Raw genomic sequence first — 25587 nt, forward strand, 5'->3', positions numbered from 1 at the left:
CTTCTAAAATGATTACTATAATAGTAGCAATCAGCCTACTACAAGCATGTAGCTTTTTTGAAAAAAAGATAGAGTATGAGTCATTTGTTAAGGCATTGGATGAAGGTGACATGGGAAACGTTATGTCTGCTAGTGATGATGGGTATGCTTATGTGAAAGAGCGGATTGTTGATTTTACTATAGAAACAAGTGGTGATGAAAACCATTATAATACGTTATATCAAACTACTGAAGGTATATATAATTTGAAAGAAAAATTGTTATATGGAAAAACGTCTCAAAGAATAACAAGTAAAACAATAGATGAAAAGGATAGACATAAGGATATTAATTATAAAGAGGAAGAAAAATATAATACAAACTTTATGTATCAAAACGGAAAAGTTCAAGGTTCGGCTTCAAATTTGGATGTTTCTCCTGTGAAATTGATATTTAATAGATTACACGGTGTAGGGAAATTACAACTGAAAACAGGTGGTAATAGAAAAAAATTAAATGAACCAAATTCAGTTGGATTCACTTTAACAGAAGCACAATTTCAAGAAATAATTAATGATAAATTAAAATTGCAATATGATAAATTTGGAAATACATCAATTGTACTTAACTTTAATGATTCAATAGATAATGAAAAACACCCAATGCAAATAACAGAATTAACAATTTCAATTGACTATGAGAAGAAAAATGATGAAGGTAAAATGTTAACACATAGTCAGCAAATATATGTGTATTTTAGTAGTAAAAAAGATAACACTGAAACTGCCAAAGATAAATATAAAGAGTACAAAAAAGAATTTAGTAGCATAGGGAATAAGAAGAAATGATGAGATATAGGTACAAAAGAAAGCATCAACTTAGCAAAAAGAAGTCGCACTCGTTTAGTTAATATAAAACGGTGCGACTCCTTTTAATTTTGTTGAGAAAAAGCTTATCGATACATCGTCCACATTCCAATATCTTTAAACCCTAGTCGTTTATAAATTCGTCCAGCAGTTGGATTGTTATAAAATAGGCAAAGTGTTCGGCCTTCTTTCGTAAAGTCCTGAATCATTTTCTGTAATATGAGTGAAGCATATCCGTTTCCGCGATAATTCGGGTGTGTACATACACCAACTACCATAGTGGATAATGAATTTTCAGCGGAAGTTGAGGCGGATGCGATGATTGCACCGTCTTTTTCAATATAATATGTACGTCCTGTATTTGTTTCGATAGCTTGCCTTAACATTTTTTCAGATTCATGAGCAGTCGGGAACTCAGCGATGTCACTTCGTAATTTCATAATTCGTTCTATATCATCGAGTGAGGCAAGTTTAATTGTTTCATGAATTGGTGTGCTAGGTAAGTTGCTGTCATTTAGACATTCGCAAAAATACATTTCATTTTTGGCGCCTAGTTGTACACTTGGAGCAGTTTCAAATCTTTCTACAATAGTTGACTTGCCAGAGAGTTTAAGCGGCTTATATGCGGAAAGAAGTGCCTCATAGTCAGTAACCATAAACTCTTCTTTACTATACGGTATAAATGTATCGTGAAAGCGAAGTAAAATGGATTTTAATGTTCCATTCTCTTTATATACGCCCCATAATTCTTGAAAGTCTGTTTCATAACCGAAAGCTTCTAAATCCCCAATAATAAACAAGTTAAGGGCTGCTTCTTCTTTTAGGTAACCGAATACTTGTTCATGATCTTTCTTTGTTAATTTTCTCATCATAAAAAATCGACCTCTTTTTTATTTTTCTAAATATTACAACTTAAGTTTTTTGAAATCAATATAAAATTTTATGTTTAGTTCACCAACTTTCGGAAAAACTAGGAAAGATATGACAAAGGAGGTTATGAACGGTGGATCATCCAATTCAAGGATTAATGAAAGCAGCAATGGAAAATTTAAAAGAAATGGTCGATGTAAATACGATTGTTGGAGAGCCTGTTCAAACGGCTGACGGTGGTGTAGTGTTAACGGTTTCTAAAGTAGCGTTCGGTTTTGGAGCAGGAGGTTCTGATTTCCAAACGAATGATGGACAAAGAGCGAACGGTAACCCTGCATTTGGTGGCGGTAGCGCGGGTGGTGTTTCTATTACACCAGTAGCATTTCTAGTCGTGAATAAAGACGGGGTAAATATTCTTCATTTACAAAATGCGACACATTTAGCAGAAAAAATAATTGAATTAGCTCCACAAACAATTGATAAAATTCAATCGATGTTCCAAACAGATGAAAAGAAAGAGGGAAATCATCACCCTCAAAACCCAGATGAAATCCTTTAAAAACGCCTGCTCATAAGCAGGCGTTTTTTCTTGTAATCAGTATGTAATAAAACACATGAAATTGTAAATAGTTTTTGAAGTTTTTTCTATGTTTCTAAAATTTTTCATGTTAAAATATGCTATAGAATTGAAACATATAAAACGAAGGTGGCTAGGTGCTTTGTCTGGAGGATCTGACCAAGTAAACAATATGATATATATTAATGGTAATCGTCGGGGTCATTGTTTTATTACATCTGGAATTACGTTTAAAGAGTTTGCAAGTAACATCCCTTCACCGCTTCATCAAGTATTGCTTTTAAAGCATAATTTTGAGTGGACAGATTTTCATTATCATACTTTATTTGAATATGTTGAGGAAGAAAACATACATAAACTCATTCAAGCAGAGATTGATGAATTTGATGAATTTTGTTGGGTAGATTTCGATGATGCAAGCGATTTAGATGAGTTAGAGCCAAAAGAAATTGCAGAATTATTATATTTGGCTCACAAAAAAGAACCACTTGGAAGAACGTTCTTCCCATTGTTGAAGAATAGATTCGTTTATTTTTCACATGATGACGGTTGGTACAACAAAGTGTATTACCGTAGAATCGGTGATTTTGTAGGAATGCTGAGTAAAGTGATTCCATATAAACTCGGTTCGTTTGGAAAGAAACGTTTTACTTTCTTCCAAAAATCAAAAATTTTCCCAGCAATTTCAAAGGAAGTTATCCTTGGGCTTATGCCGTTAATGGAAGATGGGTTATACATTGATTTAGCGGGGAAAATTGAGTCGAGAAGAGGTCTTGAAATTCCGGTATATGTAGTAGGATCATTCGAAAGTACGGATGAGGTACTAGATAATATCGATGAATTGAAAGCGGAAGCAACAGAAACGGGTTGGCTCATTTTTGATAAGAAAGAACAAGAGTGGCAATGGGTTGTAGACTAAGAAAACTTGGCGCATGAAGTCAAGTTTTCTTGTCTTTTGAAAGGAGAACAAATGAAGAAATATTATACAATTGTGGGTATTGTAAGTATTATTCTCGTGGCAATATTACTTATAACTTGTCCGAAAGAATCAGATTTTAAATTGTATTTAGAGGATAAGTATGCATTGAAATGTGACGAGAGTAGCTTTGAATGCACGCAAAATGTAGATGAAAAAAAAGAGAAATTACAGTTTGAAAGTATTGATGCACGAAATGGTGTTTTCTTTATGACTGTAAAGCAAACGTATAAAACAGAAGCTGGTGTTATGAAAGAATATAGCGGAGTAGGTATATTCGGTACATTTCTTTTTGTTTCAGAGAAGACTTTCTAGTAATAGAAGGTCTTTTTTTTATGTTTATGTTCATATAGATGAAGTAAGACAAGCATAGGAGGGGTATGGATGAAGAAGGGATGTATCGTTTGTGGTGGTGAGGAGTTTTTTTCTTCAACATTATATGCACGTACGAAACAAGATTGGGCATATGCGCCAAACATGTACCGATTTGAAAAGGTGTTTATTGAGCATAGAGATGAAGAAAATTATCCAGTTTTTCAAGAAATTACAGCGAAGCATTGTTGTGGATGCGGTCATATCATGTTGTATCATGAATGAACACACCAAGTATAACTTGGTGTGTTTTTTTTAAAACGCTGACAAAGCAAGCGGATAGAGTAAAGTAAATAAAACAGAAAAACTACCAAAACCAATTGCGGTATATCCAAGTGTTCTCGCTCCAAAATTGACAGCTAATAAGCCAACTAAAATAGCAAGGGAGCCGAGTGTAACAGGATAAAAAGCAATGGAGAATAACGAAAGAAATAATGCGACATAGCCAATCATTGCACCGGTATTTGTACCTTCTATTTCATTTGCAATTTCTTTGCGCTCATGTCTAATCGGAATACCAGCCGGAGATATTTCAGCTGCATACTCTTCGTTTTTTTCACCACTTTTAAAATGATGATTTCTCTTTCTTCGCATGTACATCCCTCTCTTTCAATTGGGTGTATCTATAGTATCTTTCATAAGGAGCAGAACATGAGTATGAGTTAAACCCAAGTAAAGCAAAAATTGGAGAAAATAGATTCCGTTGTTATCCTGTTTATCCCGCTATTTGCCGTGCAGTAAGACCCCCACCTCAAAATTCGGCTGGAGCAAAGAAGTTAGATGGGAGTCGGGCTGCCAGTAAAAGCCCGATTGGTTCAAATAATAATCAGTGGGGGCGAACAAACACCCCACTGATTAAAGTTTCACTTTATCTCCTTATGAAGATAAACAGGGATTTTGGAACATGATGTAGAATGAAATGAATGATAATACGTGAAGGTAGGGGAATGTATGGCGAAGTTTAATTGGCATGAATCGGCAGAGAAAAAATGGGATAACGATGCAGAGTTTTGGAATCAAAATAGTCAAGAAATGTGGGATAGCGGGAGCAGGAGTACAATCATTCCATTTTTTGAGCAGTACGTGGAAAAGGAAGTACAAGTGTTAGATGTTGGCTGTGGTGATGGGTATGGTACATATAAATTAAGTCTTACTGGCTACAAAGCGGTTGGGGTGGACTTATCGGAAGTTATGATTCAAAAGGGTAAGGAGCGCGGAGAAGACCCAAACTTATCTTTTATAAAAGGTGATCTTTCTTCATTACCATTTGAAAATGAGAAATTTGAAGCAATTATGGCAATTAATTCTTTAGAATGGACCGAGGAGCCGTTGCGAGCATTAAATGAAATAAAGCGTGTTTTAAAGAAAGATGGATACGCATGTATTGCAATTTTAGGACCGACAGCAAAACCGAGAGAGAACAGTTATCCGCGCCTATATGGCAAAGACGTTGTTTGCAATACGATGATGCCTTGGGAATTTGAACAGTTAGCAAAAGAACAAGGATTTGAAGTTGTAGATGGTACCGGCGTATATAAGCGCGGAGTAAATGAGAAGATGTTAGGTCAGCTACCTACAGAGTTACAACAAGCGTTAACATTTTTATGGGTATTTATGTTAAAAAACGTATAACAAAATTGAAGGGTTTTAGGAGGTAAATAAGTGCAGAAAATACAAAAAACTGATACAATATCATCAGAATCAATTAAAGGGGGACTAGGGTATATGACAACTACTACAACAGTTAAATCTGATATTGAAATCGCACAAGAAGCAAGTATGAAGAAGATTCAAGAAATTGCAGCTAATTTAAATATTTTAGAAGAAGAACTAGAGCCATACGGACATTATAAAGGCAAGTTATCTCTTGATATTTTTAAGCGTTTACAAGATGAGAAAGACGGTAAAGTTGTTTTAGTAACAGCGATTAACCCAACTCCAGCAGGAGAAGGTAAATCAACAGTAACAGTTGGTTTAGGCCAAGCTTTTAATAAAATTGGTAAGAAAACAGTAATTGCACTTCGCGAACCATCTCTTGGACCAACAATGGGATTAAAAGGCGGAGCAGCAGGTGGCGGTTATTCTCAAGTAGTACCAATGGAAGACATTAACCTTCACTTTACTGGAGATATTCATGCGATTACAACTGCCAATAACGCATTAGCGGCGTTTATTGATAATCATATCCAACAAGGAAACACACTTGGAATTGATACGCGTAAAATCGTTTGGAAACGCTGTGTTGACTTAAATGATCGTGCCCTTCGTAACGTAGTAATTGGCCTTGGTGGACCGGTTCAAGGTGTACCACGTGAAGACGGTTTTGATATTACAGTAGCATCTGAAATTATGGCCGTATTCTGCCTTGCAACAGATATTCAAGATTTAAAATCACGTCTATCTCGCATTGTTGTCGCTTATAATTTTTCAAATCAACCTGTAACAGTTAAAGATTTAGGAGTAGAAGGAGCGTTAACACTTCTATTAAAAGATGCATTAAAACCGAACTTAGTACAAACATTAGAAAATACACCAGCTATCATTCATGGCGGACCATTTGCGAATATCGCTCACGGTTGTAACAGTGTTATCGCTACGACAATGGCAGCAAAATTAGGTGATTATGTTATTACAGAAGCTGGATTCGGTGCAGATTTAGGTGCCGAGAAGTTTTTAGATATTAAAGCACGTGCAGCTGGTATTAAACCAGAAGCGGTAGTTATTGTTGCGACTATTCGTGCGCTTAAAATGCACGGTGGTGTGGCGAGAGATCAATTAAAAGAAGAAAATGTAGATGCGTTAGCAAAAGGTATGGAGAACTTACAGAAGCATGTTGAAACAATTCAAAGCTTCGGTGTTCCTTTCGTAATTGCCATTAACAAATTCATTACTGATACAGATGCAGAAGTTGCATACTTACAAGAATGGTGCAATGAGCGTGGCTATGCAGTATCCTTAACAGAAGTTTGGGAGAAAGGTGGCCAAGGCGGAGTTGACCTTGCTGAGAAAGTGTTAAAAGAAATTGAAAAAGGTGAAAACAACTACGCACCACTTTATGAATTAGAATTACCATTAGAAGAAAAAATTCGTACAATTGCTCAAAAAGTTTACGGCGCAAAAGATATTGAATTTGCTCCGAAAGCACGTAAGCAATTAGCTCAATATGAGGGAGAAGGTTGGAGTAACCTACCGATTTGTATGGCGAAAACACAATACTCTCTTTCAGATGATGCAACAAAATTAGGTCGCCCATCTGACTTTATCGTTACAATTCGTGAATTAAAACCATCTATCGGTGCAGGGTTTATCGTTGCGTTAACAGGAACAATGTTAACAATGCCAGGCCTTCCTAAACAACCAGCAGCACTACAAATGGATGTAAATGAAGATGGAAAAGCAGTAGGTTTATTCTAAAAGGTTGTAATTCATCTCGTTTATCTGTAAACTATATATACATCAAGTGGCGCCTTTCCATCGAAAGGCGCCTGTTTTTTGGAGGAAATTATGTTTGATCCAACTGCTTTTGAAAATTTAAAGGTAATTGTGGAAGGAGCTGTCTATGATTTCGATTTACACGGTGATATTCTCGTAACGGATCGAAAAGATGTGATGGACCTTGCTTCATTAAGTCGTATGTATAGTATTTCATTTCAACTAACAGAAACATTTAAAACGATGGTAGAGGCGACATTTTCACTATCTGTTGATGCAAAGAATTTATCAGGTGAAATATTAGAAGTACCTCAGTTTATACCAGGTTGTGAAATGAAGCTGGAATTCTCGTTCGAAATGGAGCAACCAGAGATAGGATGCGAAGAAATTGAAACTTTATTGCATTCTATATGGGGAAAAGAGCGAATGATTACGCAAAAAATTTCATACGAATATAATAAGCAAGCGATTTCATATCATAATAAGGTAGAGGTTCTATTTCAAAAATCGATTACAGAAGACCATGTTGATGATTTAATAGCTGTTATTTCACACATGATAGAAACGGTGCGAACAATACAACATTTTCTTCAAAAATAGAGATAAAGGAGAAAAACAAATGATAAAAGATATGCAACCATTTTTACAACAAGCTTGGGAAAAGGCTGGTTTTAAAGAATTTACTGAAATTCAAAAACAAGCGATTCCAACTATTTTAGAAGGACAAGACGTTATTGCTGAATCTCCAACTGGAACAGGAAAAACATTAGCGTACTTATTACCACTTTTACATAAAATTAATCCTGAAGTTAAACAACCTCAAGTTGTAATTTTAGCGCCAACTCGTGAACTTGTTATGCAAATTCATGAAGAGGTTCAAAAGTTTACAGCAGGAACGGACATTTCAGGTGCGTCTTTAATTGGTGGTGCGGATATTAAGCGCCAAGTTGAAAAATTAAAGAAACATCCGAGAGTTATTGTCGGTTCACCAGGACGTATTTTAGAGTTGATTCGCATGAAAAAATTAAAGATGCATGAAGTGAAAACGATTGTATTTGATGAGTTTGATCAAATTGTAAAACAAAAGATGATGGGTGCTGTACTTGATGTAATTAAATCAACGATGCGCGATCGTCAATTAGTATTCTGCTCGGCGACAATAACAAAAGCTGCAGAAGATGCGGCACGTGATTTGACAGTTGAACCACAATTAGTACGTGTAACACGTTCAGAGGCACAGAGCCTAGTTGAACATACGTATATCGTTTGTGAGCGTCGTGAAAAAAATGATTATATTAGAAGAGTTATGCATATGGGAAATGTAAAAGCAGTTGCCTTCTTAAATGATCCATTCCGTTTAGATGAAATTACTCAAAAACTGAAGTTCCGTAAAATGAAAGCAGCAGCACTTCATGCAGAGGCAAGCAAACAAGAGCGTGAAGTAACGATGCGCGCGTTCCGTAGCGGGAAATTAGAAATATTACTTGCTACTGATATTGCAGCACGTGGATTAGATATCGATGATTTAACACACGTAATCCACTTAGAGTTACCAGACACAGTAGACCAATATATTCACCGCTCAGGACGTACTGGACGTATGGGCAAAGAAGGAACAGTTGTTTCTCTTGTAACAGAACAAGAAGAGCGTAAATTACTTCAATTTGCGAAAAAATTAGGTATCGTGTTTACGAAACAAGAAATGTTCAAAGGAACATTTGTAGAATCGAAACCACCAGCACCAAAGAAAAAGAAACCAGCTTTTACTGGTAAGAAAAAGCCTAGATAAATAATGAGAAAGACGTAACTATGCCTACTGGTAAATTGTTTAACTTTGCTGATAGTGAAGGGAATTACTTTGCAGTAATGGGAAAAAATAAATAATTATATAGTTATGTGAAAATCCCCCTCGTAAATAATGAGGGGGATTAAATATTTGAAGTCAATTTTTTATTAACGAGTTGTTCTATAAAAAATGTTCCTTTTTCAATTGCAGTCTCAATATAACCAACGATTTGATCAAATGAAAACACTTGTAAGTTTTCGTGCAAGTGTTGCTCAGGATATAGCATATCTTCAAAAATATATTGCCGAAAAGCTAAAACATTCTTTCTAGAAATCTCCTCTATATTCACAATGTTAGCCTCTTGATTAAGTAGGGCGAAGAGCTGCTGTTCTTTATCGTAATGATGCAACAATTGTGCGTTCAATAATTTAAAATCGTTATAGTACATAGGTGCGATAGTTTCGTCGTTTTCTATTCTGTTTTTAAGCCAAGGTAGAAAAAAGCCGCTTAGCCAATTATCATCGGCAATGAGGTGGGTATAATAACCTAAAATATAAGGGGAATCCAGATGATCTTCGTATTTATGAATAAATGAATCATAATCTATTCTTCTCGTATAGTTCTTCGTTGTACCAGCGTAAAAATGTGAAGTTCCTTTTTCTTTTTTTGAATGAACAGCATCAGGAGCTACACCACCAAGTAAGAAAGAAGTTTTATCTTGAATAGATAGTTTCTCTGCAATACCGCTCGCGATAATGATATGCATAATTCGTGATCCCATGAATAACACCTCTATTTCATGTATTCATTTTAGGGAGCTGTCTGAACGTGGAGTATTACTTTCCCTGTACTTTGTCTACTTTCGACCCATTCATGTGCTTTCCCTGCATCTTGAAGAGGAAAAGATTTCGTAGCTTTAATTTGTAAACTTCCATCGCGTAAATAACGGAAAACTTGATTCGCAGTTTCTTGAAGCAATTCAGGACGTTTTTTCCGTGTAGTGCCAAAGCTGAAACCGAGTATAGAACGGCAACTTGCGTGTAAATCTTTCGTTTGAAAACTACCAACTTCTCCGCTAGCATTGCCGAAATGGACGAGACGACCGTAATAAGCAAGGCATTCTAAACTTCTTTCGGACACAGTACCAGAAATAGAATCTAAAATAATATTAACGCCTTCTCCGTTTGTAAGTTGATTTATCCTCTCTACAAAATCTTCATCTTGATGACAAATAACATAATCAGCGCCAGCATCTAAAGCAATTTTTCTTTTTGCTTCATTTCCAACAGTACCGATAACTTTTTTAGCCCCTAATAGTTTTGCAAGTTGAATCGCTGTAGTACCAATTCCACCAGCAGCTGCATGGATTAGAACTGTTTCATCTTTTTGTAGTCTTGCAACATTTGCAAGTAAATTGTAGCTTGTAAAAGATACGATAGGGCAGGCAGCTGCAGCTTGAAAATCGACTTCATCAGGTAAAACGAAAGTAAGATTTTCGTTTGCGACAACGTATTCTGCGTAAGATCCGTTTTGAGGGAAAGCGATGACACGTTGTCCAGAATGAATATTTTTCACTTGAGAACCTACGTGTTCTACAATACCAGCTACATCTATACCTGGAATAAAAGGTAATGCTTTGTTTCCTTTTTTGCCATAGCGTGATTTAATATCGGCGAAATTAACACTAGTAGCAACAACACGAATTAAAACTTGATTGTCTGAAATAGCCGGCATCTCCACATCTGTATATTTCATCACTTCAGGACCACCGAACGAAGTTACAACGATAGCTTTCATATACATCCTCCTAAATTTGAATATATATATTATTTTAAATCTTTATTAGAAATTGGAAAATTATATAATTGTTATGCAGGGTTATAAGTGAAGCTTATGAAGTCATTGCATCATTATATTAATTTATTTGAAAAAACTTTGAAAGAAATCGAACGAAATATCGTTTTCTTGCCAATATATAGTGTAGGACAAAGGAGGGATGGTACATGAAGGGTGAAACAGTGTATTCAGATTTAATCCAATTAACTTTATCAGGCAATAAAGAAGCATATAGCGAATTGTATGATAAAACGATTCAAGAAATATATAAGACAGCACATTTTTTAATAGAAGACAAAGCAGATGTAGATGATGTCGTTCAAGAAATATACATACAGCTATATGAATCGCTTCGTAAATATGATAGCGAGAAGCCATTTAGACCTTGGCTAATTGGACTTGCGATTAAACAAATTCATTCTTATAGAAGAAAGAGGTGGATGCGACTACGAATTGTAAAAAAAGCAGAAGAGCAAAGAAAACCAGTACAAATTGATTTTTCTAGCGATGTTGTAAGTAAAATATCAAATCAAAAATTAATCGAACTCATTCATAAGTTACCGTATAAATTGAAACAAGTTATTATCTTAAGATACTTACACGATTACTCTCAAGAAGAAGTAGCACAAATATTACATATTCCAATCGGTACAGTGAAGTCTAGAATTCATGCGGCATTAAAGAAACTACGTCAAAAAGAGCAAGTAGAAGAAATCTTTTTAGGAGAGGTAGGGAATGTGAAATGAGCTTAGATTGTAGAGTTAGAGAATCTATACAAGAAGAAGCGAAGGGGATTATTGCCCCGCCGGAGTTAAAAGAAAAAGTAATTGTTCAAATAAAAATGAAGAGCGGGGGAAGTAAAAGGAAGAAGCGCCTTATCGCAGGAGTGCTTGCAGCCGCATTTTTAATCCCAACGACTGGTTTTGCTTACCAATCTATTATGGCGGATGGTATATACGGATCTTTTGAGAACTTAAAAAAACATGCCGGAGCTATAACATTAGAAGGATACATGCGTTTTAATGCAAAGTTATCACAAGCGAAAGACGAAATGGGTGCGAAGGAATATGAAGAGTTTACAAAAGAACTAAAGAAATTAACGAATGCAAAGCTTGAGTACGGGGATTCGAACGGTAATATTGATTATGATCAATTATCACCAGCCAAAAAAGAGGAAATGAAAAAGGTAGAAATGGAACTTCAGCCGTATTTTGATAAATTAAATGGCCATAAATCTAGTAAAGAAGTATTAACTTCAGAAGAGTATGAACAATATATGGAAGCGTTAATGTCATATCAAACTGTATTAGTAAAAGCGAAATCGAGTGGTGGGATAACAGTAGAAGAAGTACCTGAAGCGTATAAAGAAAGATTTATTAAAGCAGAACAGTTTATGGAGTATGTAGATGAAAAGGTGAGATAAGTAAAAAAGCTCATAGCTTAAGCTGTGAGCTTTTCTTATTGAAACGTAAATATATTAACCACCTATTCCTTTTGCTAGCAATAAGAAATATACAAATATTAGTATGACTCCATTTAATGTCGTACCAACTATTTTAAATAGCCAATTCTTTGATGCGATCGCAAAAATAATACCGAGTAATGAAAGAATACTTAGAAGCACAATAATTAATGTTAAATTTGCATTAGGTCCTCTTAAAATAAAGAAAGAACATATACTTGTGATAAACGTTAGAAACGAGAAAGTCCCTAATTTCATAATAAGTCTCCCTTGTTTGAAATGTATTTTGATTTAGTGCGCGACTTTCTTTAGTTTAACATAAATTTCCTATTACCAATTAAATATATGAACAATAAAAAACGAGTATAAAATCTATGCGATTTCATACTCGTTTTGTTATTACTTAAATTTCCTTACCGCATGTATAGCAACTCTTACAAGGAGTATTGCACTTATAAATAAACCACCATAACCAACGAAACTTAAAAATTGAACATTAGGTTCTTTTGCATACAAGTTAGGGGCAGAATTATCTTGATTTGCTTAATAAAGTGAAAGTGGGAAATCACTTAGTTATATTCCTTACTATTCTCCTTGTCTTTTTGTATCAAACAATCTAAAAGTGAGTAACCAGCTATTAAACTAATAATGGTAACGAAAGTTGTATTCACAAGAATAATATTAGTTAAATAAGGTAGGTATTTGCCAACTGGTGAAAAGAGTAGGGCTGGAGAAAAGGAAATGAATAGTGTTGGCAACGTAATAGCGATAAATTTATCCGGCTGAAAGCTCCAGTTTTGTTTGCTCGTTTCGCGATTAATGGATTGTAGGAATCGTAATAAAATGCCGAACAAAAGAGGGAAGAGTGTAAAGTAGAATAACCTTGGATAAAAGTTAAAGTTCACTTGCGCGTCTGTTTCTAAATAAAATTGAATTTTTACTCCTACAAATAATAATAAGATGATAAATAATGTAAAGCAGAGGTAAAGTATCAATTTTTGCATTCCATTCCACCATCCTTTATTAAAAAATATATTCAAAAAAAGAAGAGATATACAATAACTACTGTTATATATCTCTTCTTTTACTGTTAGTTGATAGTGGATTTGGATTTCTCTTGCTTCGTGAAATAATCAATAATGCCCATTGCACTAATTTCTATATCTAGATGTAAAATGTTATAAACGGAATGATTTGATGGAACGTTTAACTTTGTAAGATGAGAAGAGATTTTATCCATTAATAAAGTTTGTAAAGCTTTAGTCGCTTCATCGAAATCATTATACTTTTCAAAGACTTCTTTACCAGTACCAACGAAAATAGGTAACCAATGTTCAAGTTGGTTATATACTTCTGTAACATTGGATGATGCGCCGTAATGACCGAAATAAATAGTATCTACATTCATACTTTGAATATGATTTTTAGAAGCAATCATCGCATCTGGCTGGAATTGTGAAGGAGACGTTGATGGTAGATATAGTTCTACATCAAGGTCTGCGAGTTCTCTATAATAAATTCCTATTGTATCGCCAGTAAAAATGCCGTTTGTTAATGAATCGTGAATGCTAATATGGTGCTTCGCATGTCCCGGTGTATTATAAAATGAAAGTGTACGGTCTTCTGCAATTTTTAATGTATCACCATTTTGTACAATATGAACACGTTCTTCTTCAATTGGAAGAATTGGATCAAAAAGTTTATCAAAATCTTCTTTGTACACAGCTTTTGCGCCAAGAATTAGTTTTGTTGGATCAATCATATGACGAGCCCCGCGCGGATGCACAAATAGAGTAGCATTTGGGCACTTTTCCATCATTAACCCTGCTGCGCCTGCGTGATCTAAATGAACATGTGTAACGATAATGTTTTTTACATCATTTAAATTAATATGTAATTGCTGTAAGCCGTCTAAAATATAGGGAAGAGAAGGGGCCGCACAAGTTTCAATTAAAGTAATATCGTCACCTAATAAAACGTATGTACCGGTGCGTTCATCATGTTGTAAGTCATAATCATCAATAAGATATAGATGAGAAGATAGTTGTTCTACTTTTTTCATACTTACCACTCCTTATATACGGTATGTATCTATTATACGCTAAAAATACAAAAAGACAGAAAACGAAAGCTCGTCTTCTGCCCTTTTGTAATGTAGTTATTTCGTTTGTTCTTTATTGATAGACATAACGAACAGTCCAACAATGCCGCCAACGATCGGAAGCATAATTTCTCCTGCTAAATTAAAGTAGGAGCTTAAAAATAAACCATTTACATCGATTACCCAGCCAATAACATACAATAACATCATATATAGTACGAAATAAAACTCGCGATTTGAAATCGTTTCATGTTGTGCAGTTTTCATAATGAACACCATCCTTTTCTATTATAATGGAAATATAAACTGTCACATTTTGTTCACAAATTAATTGTAAAACTTTCCATCATAAAAGTCTAGTATATTGTGTCGAATTTTCGAACGGAAATAAAGCGCTATCATTCCGGTATGTGAGTACGTAATAAGAGCTGTATATTCACGAATGTAGTATAGTATAAACATAGAATGATAGTGAAGAGAGGGGTATGAACAATGACAGTTTATGATTTTTCAGCTAAAACAATAACAGGAGAAGATAAATCGTTAAAAGATTACGAAGGAAAAGTACTGCTTATTGTAAATGTAGCTAGTAAATGTGGATTTACACCACAATATAAAGGGTTACAGGAAGTATATGATAAATATAAAGACCAAGGACTAGAAATACTCGGTTTCCCTTGTAATCAATTTGGAGGACAAGAACCGGGAACGGAAGCTGATATTACTAGTTTTTGTGAATTGAACTACGGTGTGAACTTCCCGATGTTTGCGAAGATTGATGTGAAAGGTGATAAGGCTCATCCTCTTTATACATACATGACAGAACAAGCGCCAGGTTTACTCGGTATGAAAGCAGTGAAATGGAACTTTACTAAGTTTCTAATTGGAAAAGACGGGAAAGTAGTAGGACGTTTTGCACCACAGACGAAGCCGATGGATTTAGAGGTTGAGATTGAGAAGGTGCTTGGGGAATAATTAGGAGTTTCACTTTATTAAAAAACGCCTCAAAGAACAATGTAGTTCTTTGAGGTGTTTTCTTTAAACTCACATTATCAAGATTAAATCACTCTATCGTAGTCGTTTGATTTAGGCAGAGAAGCTGCTTTTTTCATAAGCACTTCCCATAAGTGTACGGATGTCTTCCATTCGGCTGCGGCCTGTTCCTTTTGAAACATAGCGTTCTCATAACTGAAAGTAAGTTGTTGCATATCGGCCGAATTGTAAAGTGTATCGATGTGGAGAGCGTATTCTCGGAATGTTTGACTTTCACCCCGTGGTATGCCGATTCTCGCAAATTGTTTTAAAAGTGCACCGTAAGCTTTTTGATAAACAGCATCATCTTTTCGGTATTTATAGAAAAGAATAATAAAAAATGTAATCCATTTCATTCTAGTGGTGAAGAGAATGTATCCGATGATACTAATCGGTATCGTAGAGAGGAATACGTACCACCAAGAAAAATCATTTTTGGAATTTGTAATCTTTTTAGTAGAGGCTTCTTCTGTATTTTCTATTAAACTTTTGAGCTTTGCTTCATTGTTCCGTTGGTGTATTGGCTCGTTATTAGAATTATTTACTTCGTTATTTTGTGAAGTAGAAGCAGGAGTATTATTTGTAAAATTATAGGGATTGGTAAATCCTTTTGTTGGTTCGAATGGAATCCATCCGTATCCTGGGAAATATACTTCGACCCAAGAGTGTGCGTTATTGTTCGCGATTGTATAAACATTCTCACCTTCTGCAGAGGCAAGTGTATTCTCCAGAGTTCCTTCTGTAAATCCTTTTACCCAGCGAGCAGGAATCCCAGCAGAACGAAGTAACACGCTCATAGATGTCGAAAAATTATTGCAGTAACCGCTTTTTGTATCGAAAAGGAATTGATCTACATAGTCTTGGTTTTTGGCAGGGTATAAGACATTCATTGTTTCGTATACAAAAGAATTGTCTGTAAAGTAATTTTCAATAGCTAATACTTTATCATATCGGTTGTCTTTATCATTTGTAAGATTGACAGCCAAGTCTTTTACTCGCTGCGGTAATGATTCGGGAAGTTGTGTGTACTTTGTCATGAAATAAGGACTTGTTTCATGACCTTCATTCGTTTTTACAGATTTCAAATTTTCTATGGAAAACTCCGGAACCTCATATGTTACTTTATACGAATTTAAAGTAGTAGAAGAGTCTCCGTGCATCGTATAGATTTTTTCTGAAAATGGGTCAACGCTGTATGATACATCAGAAGAAGCCTCAACTGATACTAATCCTGCTGGATAGGTAAGGTGAGGATAACTTTTTTGCATGGTGATTGTTGCCTCAGTTATCTCCGTTTTTGTATTTGGTTCGTACCAGCTCACGACGTCGTTTTTATTTTTAAAAGAAACTTTTTTTCGATTTTCAGAAACATCCCAACCTTTTCCTGTATAAAAATCTTTTGTTTCTACTCTCCAATATTGTTTGTTTTGCGTTTGTGCTGTAAAAATAATTGTATTATCCGGCTTAAAAGGACCGCCTAATTGCGAGTCATCTAGACCATATCCAATTTTAGAAACTTCTTGTTCTTTACTTGCTTCAGATGTGTTGAATTTCAAAAAATCCATTGGGTTTGGCCATTGAGGGTCAAATTTTGGAGCAAAGTATGCGATGGTTGCTGACAATACAATAAATATTGTAAGAGGTCTAAGTAATTTTGAGATTGCTCTAGCATAATTTTGTAAGTGTTCCATCTTTTTTATTCGTTCTATTTGAAGAAGACTAAGTATAAAAAAGCCGATGACAACAGTACGAATAATAGCGTAGTTTGCATTGTATAAATGTAAGTTATGAAAAGTTGTGATATAAATAATAGTCAATGCAAGAAATAACAACCCACGTTTTTTATGAATAACCCAAAAAGAGCTGAAAGAACTCAAAAACCAAAATGATAGAAAAAATAATAATGTTGGAAAAACTGGAGAAATATCTAGCAAATCCCCCTGGAAAAACAGAGAGGAATTTCGAGAAATATCAGCAAAAAATTTTGTTAGCCAAGATGGATTTATAAAAGCATTTTTATAATACAGGAAATGAATGATGAATAAGATCGTGACGATCTTTATTGGAATCTGCCACCTTGTTTGAAAAAAAGAGAGAGTGAAGCAAATTCCTATAAATATTACAAAAATATCTAATCTACCTACGTTTGTAATACCTATAAGGGGTCTTAGCCATTCTAGTAAAAGTAAAAATGCGCATGCATGCATGAAGAATCTGCTCATATCCCATTTGTATTTTGTTTGTAATGTTATCATTTGCTCACCTCAAAAAACACGTTTGTATACCGGTTCCCATAAACCACATTTACAAATATTTTTCGTTTTTGTAGAGTTTCTAGAATACTTAGTTCTCGATGTGAGAGTTGATTTGCTTTTTCTTTCACGACAAACACCATTAATTTTCTGTTTTTTATAGCGGCATAGTCAGCCGCCTTTTGAATATCGGGAGAAAGATCGCTTGTCACGAGTATAATCGTTACGGGCTCATAAATTTTTCTTAATTCCATTTCTACACTTCGAGAGAGCGGGAATACACTGTCTGCTTGTACTTTCGCTAAATGACAAAAGATTTGTTGTAACTGACTATCTCCATTGTCTAAAGGGAAAAAAGTTCGTTCTTTTCCGACAGACACGAATGACGCTGGTGAATTTTGCTTCAAGACAGCCCTCACAATAGAGGCAGTAAACGTTACGACTGATTCGAATAGAGGGGACTCAGTTCTGTCCATAAATATCATAATATTATGGCTGCGCTGTTGTTCAAACTCTTTCGTCATAATGTTGTTTGTTCGTGCAGTTGCTTTCCAATCAATCCATGAAAAGCGGTCACCAGGTTTATAGTCTCTGACACCGACAGAGATTGTAGAGTCTTTTGCTAAATTTATATTTGCTGAAAGCGCTCCTTGTTCGAAATGATTTTCCAATTGTCGATACGTTATATCTACGTACTGGGGATAGATTAAAAATGTATCTGGAACTGAAAAAGTTACTTCTTTCTCCATCATTCCGAATAGATCACCAGTTTTGACACATACGCTTGAAAAAGTGTGCTCTCCTCTAGGGATTGTGTCAATAACATATTGAAACGAAATATTCCGTTTGAATCCTGGAAAGAGTATTACCTTATTCACCTTCGTTTGTATACAACTTGTAAATTGTGAAGGTAGTTCATCTTCTATAACTAAATAAAGTAAGGGAAAAGGAAATTTTCTTTTTATTGTAATAGTGCTTAAAAATTGTTCTCCTGCTGCATATTCATTTTGGTTTGTTATTCGTTTTACTTCAGCGTCTCGTAAAGCGTAGAAGGGAAGTAGTAGTGAATAAAGACCAATAGGAATCGTACTGTAAAACAAAAACCAACTTACAAATCCTCCTTGAAGCATAGCGTACACAAATGTTAAGACTAGGCATAAAGGGATTAGCAATAACTTCGTAACGTGATATAGTGCTCGTAGTAGTCGTTTCATCAAAGTTTTTTCGTCCTTTGAGTCGGCACAGTAGTTCGTGCAACGATTTTGGCGATAACTTGTTCTCCTGTTATTCCTTCAAATCTTGCTTCCATTTTTAGAATCAGTCTGTGAGCTAAAACGTAAGGAGCTAAAAATTTAACATCGTCTGGAATAACATAATTTCTGCCATGGATGAATGCATAAGCTTGTGAAGCTTTCATTAAAGCGATTGAGCCGCGTGGACTTGCACCTAGCTGTATAGAACTATAAGAACGCGTCTGAGTAACAAGCTTTACAATGTAATGCTTGATTGCTTTGTCCATGCTTACTTCCCGTACGCTTTGTTGTAAATAAAGTAATTCTTTTATTGTAGTAATAGCTTGTAAATGAGAGAGTGGATTTGTTTTTTCCATCCGGTTTAAAATTTCAAATTCTTCTTCTGGTGTAGGATATCCCATTTTTAGCTTCAACAAGAAACGATCGAGCTGAGCTTCTGGTAAAGGATATGTTCCCTCATATTCGACCGGATTTTGTGTAGCCATTACAAAGAAAGGTTTTGGTAACGATCTTGTAATGCCATCTATTGTGATAGTGCCTTCTTCCATACTTTCAAGTAAGGCAGATTGTGTCTTTGGAGATGTACGATTAATTTCATCAGCAAGTACAAAATTCCCCATAATCGGTCCAGGCTTGAACTCAAATTGGAGTTCTTTTGGATTATAAATAGAAACACCTGTTACATCTGACGGCAGTAAATCAGGTGTGAATTGAATACGCTTGTAATCAGCATCAATTGATTTAGAAAGAGCACGTACTAGCATTGTTTTCCCAACGCCAGGAACATCTTCTAATAGTACGTGACCTTCAGCTAAGAGAGCTGTCAAAGCTAAGATCGTTTCTTTTCGTTTTCCGACCATTAATTTTTCAATATTGGTGATTATTTTTTCTACTATGGGATGTAATGAATCAAGCTGGGGCATCGTAATCCTCCTAATTTTATTATCGTTTCTAATTCATTTTTATGTTAAAGAAAAGGAGTTCCTTCATTTTAATGCAGTATAATAGTAATCTAAGAGGTAAGTAGGAATGGTTTATATAAGTTCATATTGAGAACTTATATAAATAGGAAAAACTTAAATGTTAAAAAATCATGGTGATATACTTTATAATTTCTATGTCCCCAAAGGAAATCCTACTCTTAATTTTATGAATATTCAGATTATATATGCAGATAACATCTAGTATAATTGTTTCCGTAATTAAGGGCAATACAGTAAATAATGATTTGTAGTTTTATCTCTCTATTTGCGGGCTGATTAAAGTTTCACTTTATATAAAATATGTCTTGATAATAGTATCGTTGCAGAAAAGTAAATTCCTTATAGCATTATTGAAGTAGTATCAAAACTCTTTTTAATATATTTATATAAAAACGTAGGAATTTCTCCTGCGTTTTTTCTTATGCAAAAAAAGGTGAATCCTCCAAATACTATTCTCCTAATAAGCCCACCGCTGACCGAAATCTTCACAACAAAACAAAGTAATCTTTACTTATAAATGTTTCCCCTTAAACCGATTTCCAAATGAATTTATGACAATCTCTTGAACTGTGCGAAATGTCACATCTGTATTTTACAACCTCTTTTATAGTAAGGGTATGTAAGAGAGACGTACTAAAGGAGTGAACAGTATGAAGAAGAAACCTTCAGCACTAATGAGACGTTTAAAATATTTTTCACCAATAGATCGTTATAACGATAATCATACACAAGAAACATATGAAGATCGTGAATGGGAAAATGTGTACAGAAAGCGTTGGCAGCATGATAAAGTAATCCGTTCTACACACGGTGTGAACTGTACTGGTTCTTGTAGCTGGAACATTTATGTGAAAGATGGAATTGTAACATGGGAGGGTCAAGAGCTTAACTATCCAACAACAGGTCCTGATATGCCTGATTTTGAACCACGAGGATGTCCGCGTGGAGCGAGCTTTTCTTGGTACATTTATAGTCCGCTTCGTGTGAAATATCCATATGTACGTGGTGTGCTTTGGGAAATGTGGCAAGAAGAACTACAAAATAACGAGTCACCATTAGATGCTTGGAAAAGCATTGTGGAAAACCCTGAAAAGGCACGTACGTATAAGCAGGCGCGTGGTAAAGGGGGATTCATTCGTGCGAATTGGGATGAAGTATTACAACTCGTTTCTGCTTCATTACTATACACAGTAATTAAATACGGTCCAGACCGAAATGTTGGTTTTTCACCAATTCCAGCAATGTCGATGTTAAGTCATGCAGCAGGTAGCCGCTTTATGCAACTTATGGGTGGACCAATGCTTAGTTTCTATGATTGGTACGCAGATTTACCACCAGCTTCTCCGCAAATTTGGGGTGATCAAACTGATGTACCAGAAAGTAGTGACTGGTATAACTCTGGTTACATTATGACATGGGGTTCAAATGTACCGATGACGAGAACACCAGATGCTCACTTTTTAGCAGAGGTTCGATATAAAGGAACGAAAGTCGTTTCTGTAAGTCCTGACTTTGCCGAGTCTACAAAGTTTGCTGATGATTGGATTAGTGTGAAACAAGGTACAGATGGTGCACTTGCGATGGCAATGGGGCATGTGATCTTACAAGAATTTTACGTAGATAATCAAGTGGAATACTTCACAAAGTATGCGAAGCAATATACTGATTTTCCTTTCTTTGTCACATTGAAAGAAAAAGGAGATCAATTCGTTGCTGATCGTTTCTTAAATGCTTCTGATATTGGACGTGAAACGAAGTTAGGGGAATGGAAACCTGTAATTTGGAACGAGAATACGAATGATTTTGCAACACCTCACGGCACAATGGGATCACGTTGGGATAACGAAAAGAAATGGAACTTACGTTTAGAAGATGAACAGACAGGTGCAACGATTGATCCACGTCTTTCTTTACTTGGAATGGAAGATAGTGTTGAAACAGTGCAAATTCCGTACTTCTCTGATGATGGAAATACAATATTAGAACGTACAATTCCAGTGAAAAAAGTTATGACAGAAGAAGGCGAAGTGTGCGTTACAACTGTATATGACTTAACGTTAGCAAATTACGGTGTGAACCGAGGGCTCGGCGGGCAAGAACCGAAAGATTTCAATGATGATGTACCGTTTACACCTGCATGGCAAGAGAAAATGACCGGAGTAAAGCGAGCGCTTATTATTCAAATTGCTCGTGAGTTCGCGCAAAATGCAGTTGATACGAATGGCCGCTCGATGATTATTATGGGAGCTGGTATTAACCATTGGTTTAACTCTGATACGATTTATCGCGCAGTTTTAAATCTTGTTCTTCTTGTTGGAGCACAAGGTGTAAACGGCGGCGGTTGGGCACATTATGTTGGTCAAGAAAAATTACGACCAGCAGAAGGATGGCAAACAATCGCGATGGCGAAAGATTGGCAAGGGCCACCGAAATTACAAAACGGTACATCTTTCTTCTATTTCGTAACAGATCAATGGCGTTATGAAGATACACCTGTTGGACATTTAGCATCACCAGTTGAGGGCAACTCTCGTTATCAACATCACGGTGATTACAACGTATTAGCAGCACGACTTGGCTGGTTACCTTCTTATCCAACATTCGAGAAGAATGGAATTGAATTATATAAAGAAGCTGTTGCTGCTGGTGCAACAACACAAGAAGAAATCGGAAAATACGTTGCACAAAAACTAAAAGAAAAAGAACTGAAATTTGCGATTGAAGACCCAGATAATAAAAACAACTTCCCGCGTAACTTATTCGTATGGCGTGCAAACTTAATTTCAAGTTCCGGTAAAGGACACGAATATTTCTTAAAACATTTATTAGGTACAACAAACGGATTAATGAATGACGATAGTGACTCATTAAGACCAGAAGAAATTAAGTGGCATGAAGATGCACCTGAAGGGAAGTTAGATTTACTCATTAATTTAGATTTCCGTATGGCTGGAACGGCGCTTTATTCTGATATCGTCTTACCTGCTTCAACTTGGTATGAAAAGCATGATTTAAGCAGTACGGATATGCATCCATTTGTGCATCCATTTAATCCAGCAATCGGTTCACCGTGGGAAGCACGCTCTGACTGGGATATTTTCACCTCTCTTTCTAAAGCTGTGTCAGATTTAGCGAAGAAAATCGATCTTGAACCAATGAAAGAAGTCGTTGCAACACCACTTCTTCACGATACACCGCAAGAATTAGCGCAACCACTTGGCAAGATTAAAGACTGGAGCAAAGGTGAGTGTGAACCGATCCCAGGTAAAACAATGCCGCAAATTCATGTTGTCGAAAGGGATTATAAAACGATTTATGACAAGATGACAGCGCTTGGACCAAATACCGGAAAACAACCGATTGGTACGAAAGGGATTTCTTGGTCGGCAGAAAAAGAATATGAGCAATTAAAGAGTCGATTAGGAGTTGTTCGAACGGATTCTATTGCGAAGGGGTGCCCAGACATAAAAGAAGCAATTAATGCTGCTGAGGCGGTATTAACACTTTCTTCTACAACAAACGGTCATATGGCGGTAAAAGCATGGGAAGCGCTTGAAAAACAAACCGATTTAAAACTACGTGACTTAGCAGAAGAACGTGAAGAAGAATGCTTCACATTTGAACAAATTACAGCGCAGCCTAAAACAGTAATTACTTCTCCGGCCTTTACGGGTTCTGAAAAAGGTGGACGCCGTTACTCACCATTTACAACAAATGTTGAACGTCTCATCCCTTGGAGAACGATAACTGGTCGACAATCTTTCTACTTAGATCACGACATGATGAAAGAATTTGGCGAAACGATGGCAACATTTAAACCAATACTGCAACATAAACCATTCCGTAAATCACGCCCTGAAGTAGAAGGGAAAGAAATTACACTAAACTATTTAACACCGCATAATAAGTGGTCGATTCATAGTATGTACTTCGATTCATTACCAATGTTAACGCTGTTTAGAGGTGGTCCAACTGTTTGGATGAATAAAGATGATGCGAATGAAGCTGGTGTTGCTGATAATGATTGGATTGAATGCTTTAACCGTAACGGCGTAGTCGTAGCACGTGCTGTTGTAACGCACCGTATACCGAGGGGGATGGCATTTATGCATCATGCGCAAGATCGTCACATTAACGTGCCTGGTACGAAATTAACAAGCACCCGCGGGGGAACACATAATAGTCCAACCCGTATTCACGTTAAACCAACACATATGATTGGTGGATATGGCCAATTAAGCTATGGATTTAACTATTATGGTCCGACTGGGAACCAGCGTGACTTAAACGTTGTAATCCGTAAACTGAAGGAGGTAGATTGGCTTGAAGATTAAAGCGCAAGTCGGAATGGTAATGAACTTAGATAAATGCATCGGCTGCCATACTTGTAGCGTAACATGCAAAAACACCTGGACGAATCGTCCAGGTGCTGAATATATGTACTTCAATAACGTAGAAACGAAACCTGGAATTGGTTATCCGAAACAATGGGAAAATCAGGAGAAATACAAAGGCGGCTGGGAATTGAAAAATGGTGAAATTCAGCTGAAATCCGGTTCGAAAATAAAGCGTCTTATGAATATTTTTCACAATCCAGATCAACCAACAATTGATGATTACTTTGAACCTTGGAATTATGATTATGAAACATTAACAAATAGCCCGCAGCGTAAGCATCAACCAGTTGCTCGTCCGAAATCAGCAATTACGGGTGAATTTATCGACAAAATTGAATGGGGTCCAAACTGGGAAGATGATTTAGCAGGCGGACATATAACAGGGTTACAAGATCCGAACGTCAAGAAAATGGAAGAAGGAATTAAAACGGATTTTGAAAATGTCTTTATGATGTATTTACCACGTATTTGCGAACATTGTATGAATCCATCTTGCGTTTCTTCTTGTCCATCGGGTGCGATGTATAAACGTGAAGAAGATGGGATTGTTCTTGTGGATCAAAATGCATGTCGTGCATGGAGATTTTGTGTATCGTCTTGTCCGTATAAAAAAGTATATTTTAACTGGCAAACAAATAAAGCTGAAAAATGTACAATGTGTTTCCCTCGTATTGAAGCTGGTATGCCAACAATTTGTTCTGAAACATGTGTAGGACGTATTCGATATATTGGGGTAATGCTATATGACGCTGACAAAGTAAAAGAAGCGGCTTCTGTTGAAAATGAAAAAGATTTATATGAATCTCAGCTTACTGTTTTCCTAGATCCAAATGATCCAGAAGTAGCAGCTGAAGCGAAAAAACAAGGCATTCCTGAAGAGTGGATTAAAGCAGCACAACAGTCACCAATCTATAAAATGATTATCGATTGGAAAATCGCTCTACCTCTTCATCCAGAGTATCGTACAATGCCAATGGTTTGGTATATCCCGCCGCTTAGCCCAATTATGAACATGGTGGAGGGGAAAGGTAGTAACTGGCAAGCAGAAGAGATTTTCCCTGCTATTGATAATATGCGTATTCCAATTCAATATTTAGCGAATTTACTCACTGCAGGAGATGAATCACATATTCGTCTTACATTGAAAAAATTGGCTGTCATGCGAACACATATGAGAGCATTGCAAATTAATAAAGAACCAAATGAAGCTGTATTAAAAGAACTCGGTTTAACGAAAGAAGATGTAGAAGATATGTATCGTCTTCTTGCTATTGCGAAATATAAAGATCGCTTTGTTATCCCGACGTCTCACCGCGAACAAGTTGCAGATTTATATAGCGAGCAAGGAAGTTGTGGTTTATCTTTCGCAGGTGGGCCAGGCTCTTGTACGACAATTTCTTAAAAAAAGGGGGC

General features: G+C 36.0%; 25 protein-coding genes and 1 pseudogene. 15 read left to right on the forward strand and 11 right to left on the reverse strand.

The genetic code is table 11. From position 1 onward, the window contains the following. Positions 1 to 8 precede the first annotated feature (8 nt). Positions 9 to 827, forward strand: a complete 819-nt coding sequence (locus LCF45_RS10390; RefSeq protein WP_404484351.1) for a DUF3952 domain-containing protein — start codon at positions 9 to 11, stop codon at positions 825 to 827. A 104-nt stretch (positions 828 to 931) separates the two neighbouring features. On the opposite strand, the gene LCF45_RS10395 is transcribed toward LCF45_RS10390, so the two are convergent. Then, complete coding sequence (locus LCF45_RS10395) at positions 932 to 1717, reverse strand: GNAT family N-acetyltransferase (protein ID WP_078422405.1); 786 nt, start codon at positions 1715 to 1717, stop codon at positions 932 to 934. Between the two features lie 131 nt (positions 1718 to 1848). Between LCF45_RS10395 and ytfJ the strand changes: the two genes are divergently transcribed. From ytfJ to LCF45_RS10415, 4 genes are all read left to right on the forward strand, one after another. After that, positions 1849 to 2274, forward strand: a complete 426-nt coding sequence (gene ytfJ, locus LCF45_RS10400) for a GerW family sporulation protein (RefSeq protein ID WP_002127061.1) — start codon at positions 1849 to 1851, stop codon at positions 2272 to 2274. Positions 2275 to 2434: 160 nt separating this feature from the next. Further along, complete coding sequence (locus tag LCF45_RS10405) at positions 2435 to 3211, forward strand: hypothetical protein (RefSeq protein ID WP_002085994.1); 777 nt, start codon at positions 2435 to 2437, stop codon at positions 3209 to 3211. Between the two features lie 51 nt (positions 3212 to 3262). Then, complete coding sequence (locus tag LCF45_RS10410) at positions 3263 to 3583, forward strand: hypothetical protein (protein WP_002165916.1); 321 nt, start codon at positions 3263 to 3265, stop codon at positions 3581 to 3583. Between the two features lie 69 nt (positions 3584 to 3652). Next, positions 3653 to 3865, forward strand: coding sequence for a hypothetical protein (locus LCF45_RS10415; protein ID WP_002012518.1), 213 nt, complete (start codon positions 3653 to 3655; stop codon positions 3863 to 3865). Between the two features lie 30 nt (positions 3866 to 3895). On the opposite strand, the gene LCF45_RS10420 is transcribed toward LCF45_RS10415, so the two are convergent. After that, the gene (locus LCF45_RS10420; protein ID WP_001253195.1) at positions 3896 to 4234 is read right to left on the reverse strand and encodes a hypothetical protein; all 339 of its coding nucleotides are present in this window, start codon (positions 4232 to 4234) and stop codon (positions 3896 to 3898) included. Positions 4235 to 4591: 357 nt separating this feature from the next. Here LCF45_RS10420 and LCF45_RS10425 point away from each other — a divergent pair, with 357 nt between their 5' ends. The 5 genes and pseudogenes from LCF45_RS10425 to LCF45_RS10445 all read left to right on the forward strand — a co-directional run. Then, the gene (locus LCF45_RS10425; RefSeq protein WP_002186017.1) at positions 4592 to 5272 is read left to right on the forward strand and encodes a class I SAM-dependent methyltransferase; all 681 of its coding nucleotides are present in this window, start codon (positions 4592 to 4594) and stop codon (positions 5270 to 5272) included. A 93-nt stretch (positions 5273 to 5365) separates the two neighbouring features. Next, positions 5366 to 7054 (forward strand): formate--tetrahydrofolate ligase, encoded by a 1689-nt coding sequence (locus LCF45_RS10430; RefSeq protein ID WP_002031556.1) that lies wholly within the window; start codon positions 5366 to 5368, stop codon positions 7052 to 7054. A gap of 90 nt (positions 7055 to 7144) precedes the next feature. Then, on the forward strand, positions 7145 to 7672 hold the full coding sequence (locus tag LCF45_RS10435; RefSeq protein ID WP_002065080.1) for a hypothetical protein: 528 nt from the start codon (positions 7145 to 7147) through the stop codon (positions 7670 to 7672). Between the two features lie 19 nt (positions 7673 to 7691). Then, positions 7692 to 8861, forward strand: a complete 1170-nt coding sequence (locus tag LCF45_RS10440) for a DEAD/DEAH box helicase (RefSeq protein WP_002012513.1) — start codon at positions 7692 to 7694, stop codon at positions 8859 to 8861. A 14-nt stretch (positions 8862 to 8875) separates the two neighbouring features. Further along, positions 8876 to 8956 (forward strand): annotated as a pseudogene (locus LCF45_RS10445) (VOC family protein); the annotation flags it as partial. Between the two features lie 44 nt (positions 8957 to 9000). On the opposite strand, the gene LCF45_RS10450 reads toward LCF45_RS10445, so the two are convergent. After that, on the reverse strand, positions 9001 to 9639 hold the full coding sequence (locus LCF45_RS10450; RefSeq protein ID WP_002135913.1) for a zinc dependent phospholipase C family protein: 639 nt from the start codon (positions 9637 to 9639) through the stop codon (positions 9001 to 9003). Between the two features lie 29 nt (positions 9640 to 9668). After that, entirely contained in the window at positions 9669 to 10655 is a 987-nt protein-coding gene (locus LCF45_RS10455) for a quinone oxidoreductase family protein (protein WP_002127072.1), read from the reverse strand. 206 nt (positions 10656 to 10861) lie between these two features. On the opposite strand from LCF45_RS10455, the gene LCF45_RS10460 reads away from it, so the two are divergent. Together LCF45_RS10460 and LCF45_RS10465 are read left to right on the forward strand one after the other, a co-directional pair. Beyond that, positions 10862 to 11440, forward strand: a complete 579-nt coding sequence (locus tag LCF45_RS10460; RefSeq protein ID WP_002165914.1) for a sigma-70 family RNA polymerase sigma factor — start codon at positions 10862 to 10864, stop codon at positions 11438 to 11440. Further along, on the forward strand, positions 11437 to 12117 hold the full coding sequence (locus LCF45_RS10465; RefSeq protein WP_002127077.1) for a DUF3600 domain-containing protein: 681 nt from the start codon (positions 11437 to 11439) through the stop codon (positions 12115 to 12117). The genes LCF45_RS10460 and LCF45_RS10465 overlap by 4 nt, the downstream gene beginning before the upstream one ends. Before the next feature lie 54 nt (positions 12118 to 12171). Here LCF45_RS10465 and LCF45_RS10470 read toward each other — a convergent pair whose 3' ends face one another. The 4 genes from LCF45_RS10470 to LCF45_RS10485 form a co-directional block, all read right to left on the reverse strand. After that, positions 12172 to 12414, reverse strand: a complete 243-nt coding sequence (locus tag LCF45_RS10470) for a hypothetical protein (protein WP_003188879.1) — start codon at positions 12412 to 12414, stop codon at positions 12172 to 12174. A 311-nt stretch (positions 12415 to 12725) separates the two neighbouring features. Further along, positions 12726 to 13160 carry a hypothetical protein gene (locus LCF45_RS10475; protein ID WP_002012503.1) on the reverse strand — a complete coding sequence of 145 codons (435 nt, stop codon included), beginning with the start codon at positions 13158 to 13160 and terminating at the stop codon, positions 12726 to 12728. Positions 13161 to 13246: 86 nt separating this feature from the next. After that, entirely contained in the window at positions 13247 to 14218 is a 972-nt protein-coding gene (locus LCF45_RS10480) for an MBL fold metallo-hydrolase (RefSeq protein ID WP_002127079.1), read from the reverse strand. Between the two features lie 96 nt (positions 14219 to 14314). Next, positions 14315 to 14524 carry a DUF3925 family protein gene (locus LCF45_RS10485; protein ID WP_002127081.1) on the reverse strand — a complete coding sequence of 70 codons (210 nt, stop codon included), beginning with the start codon at positions 14522 to 14524 and terminating at the stop codon, positions 14315 to 14317. A gap of 225 nt (positions 14525 to 14749) precedes the next feature. Here LCF45_RS10485 and bsaA point away from each other — a divergent pair, with 225 nt between their 5' ends. After that, on the forward strand, positions 14750 to 15232 hold the full coding sequence (bsaA, locus tag LCF45_RS10490) for a glutathione peroxidase (RefSeq protein ID WP_033730214.1): 483 nt from the start codon (positions 14750 to 14752) through the stop codon (positions 15230 to 15232). Between the two features lie 83 nt (positions 15233 to 15315). Here the strand turns inward: bsaA and LCF45_RS10495 are convergent, their stop codons facing one another. The 3 genes from LCF45_RS10495 to LCF45_RS10505 are packed head-to-tail and all read right to left on the reverse strand — an operon-like array spanning position 15316 to position 19717. After that, on the reverse strand, positions 15316 to 17544 hold the full coding sequence (locus LCF45_RS10495) for a transglutaminase TgpA family protein (protein ID WP_263894788.1): 2229 nt from the start codon (positions 17542 to 17544) through the stop codon (positions 15316 to 15318). Then, on the reverse strand, positions 17541 to 18755 hold the full coding sequence (locus tag LCF45_RS10500; RefSeq protein WP_263894789.1) for a DUF58 domain-containing protein: 1215 nt from the start codon (positions 18753 to 18755) through the stop codon (positions 17541 to 17543). Before LCF45_RS10500 ends, LCF45_RS10495 begins: the two co-directional genes overlap by 4 nt. Next, positions 18755 to 19717, reverse strand: coding sequence for an AAA family ATPase (locus LCF45_RS10505; protein WP_088265730.1), 963 nt, complete (start codon positions 19715 to 19717; stop codon positions 18755 to 18757). Before LCF45_RS10505 ends, LCF45_RS10500 begins: the two co-directional genes overlap by 1 nt. Positions 19718 to 20427: 710 nt before the next feature. Here LCF45_RS10505 and LCF45_RS10510 point away from each other — a divergent pair. Together LCF45_RS10510 and narH are read left to right on the forward strand one after the other, a co-directional pair. Beyond that, a complete protein-coding gene (locus LCF45_RS10510) occupies positions 20428 to 24111 on the forward strand; it encodes a nitrate reductase subunit alpha (protein WP_263894790.1) in 3684 nt (1227 codons plus the stop codon). Further along, a complete protein-coding gene (gene narH, locus LCF45_RS10515) occupies positions 24101 to 25576 on the forward strand; it encodes a nitrate reductase subunit beta (protein ID WP_002127089.1) in 1476 nt (491 codons plus the stop codon). The genes LCF45_RS10510 and narH overlap by 11 nt, the downstream gene beginning before the upstream one ends. Positions 25577 to 25587: the final 11 nt, after the last annotated feature.

The organism is Bacillus sp. 41-22 (genome assembly GCF_025809295.1).
In the GTDB taxonomy this organism is placed as follows: domain Bacteria; phylum Bacillota; class Bacilli; order Bacillales; family Bacillaceae_G; genus Bacillus_A; species Bacillus_A mycoides.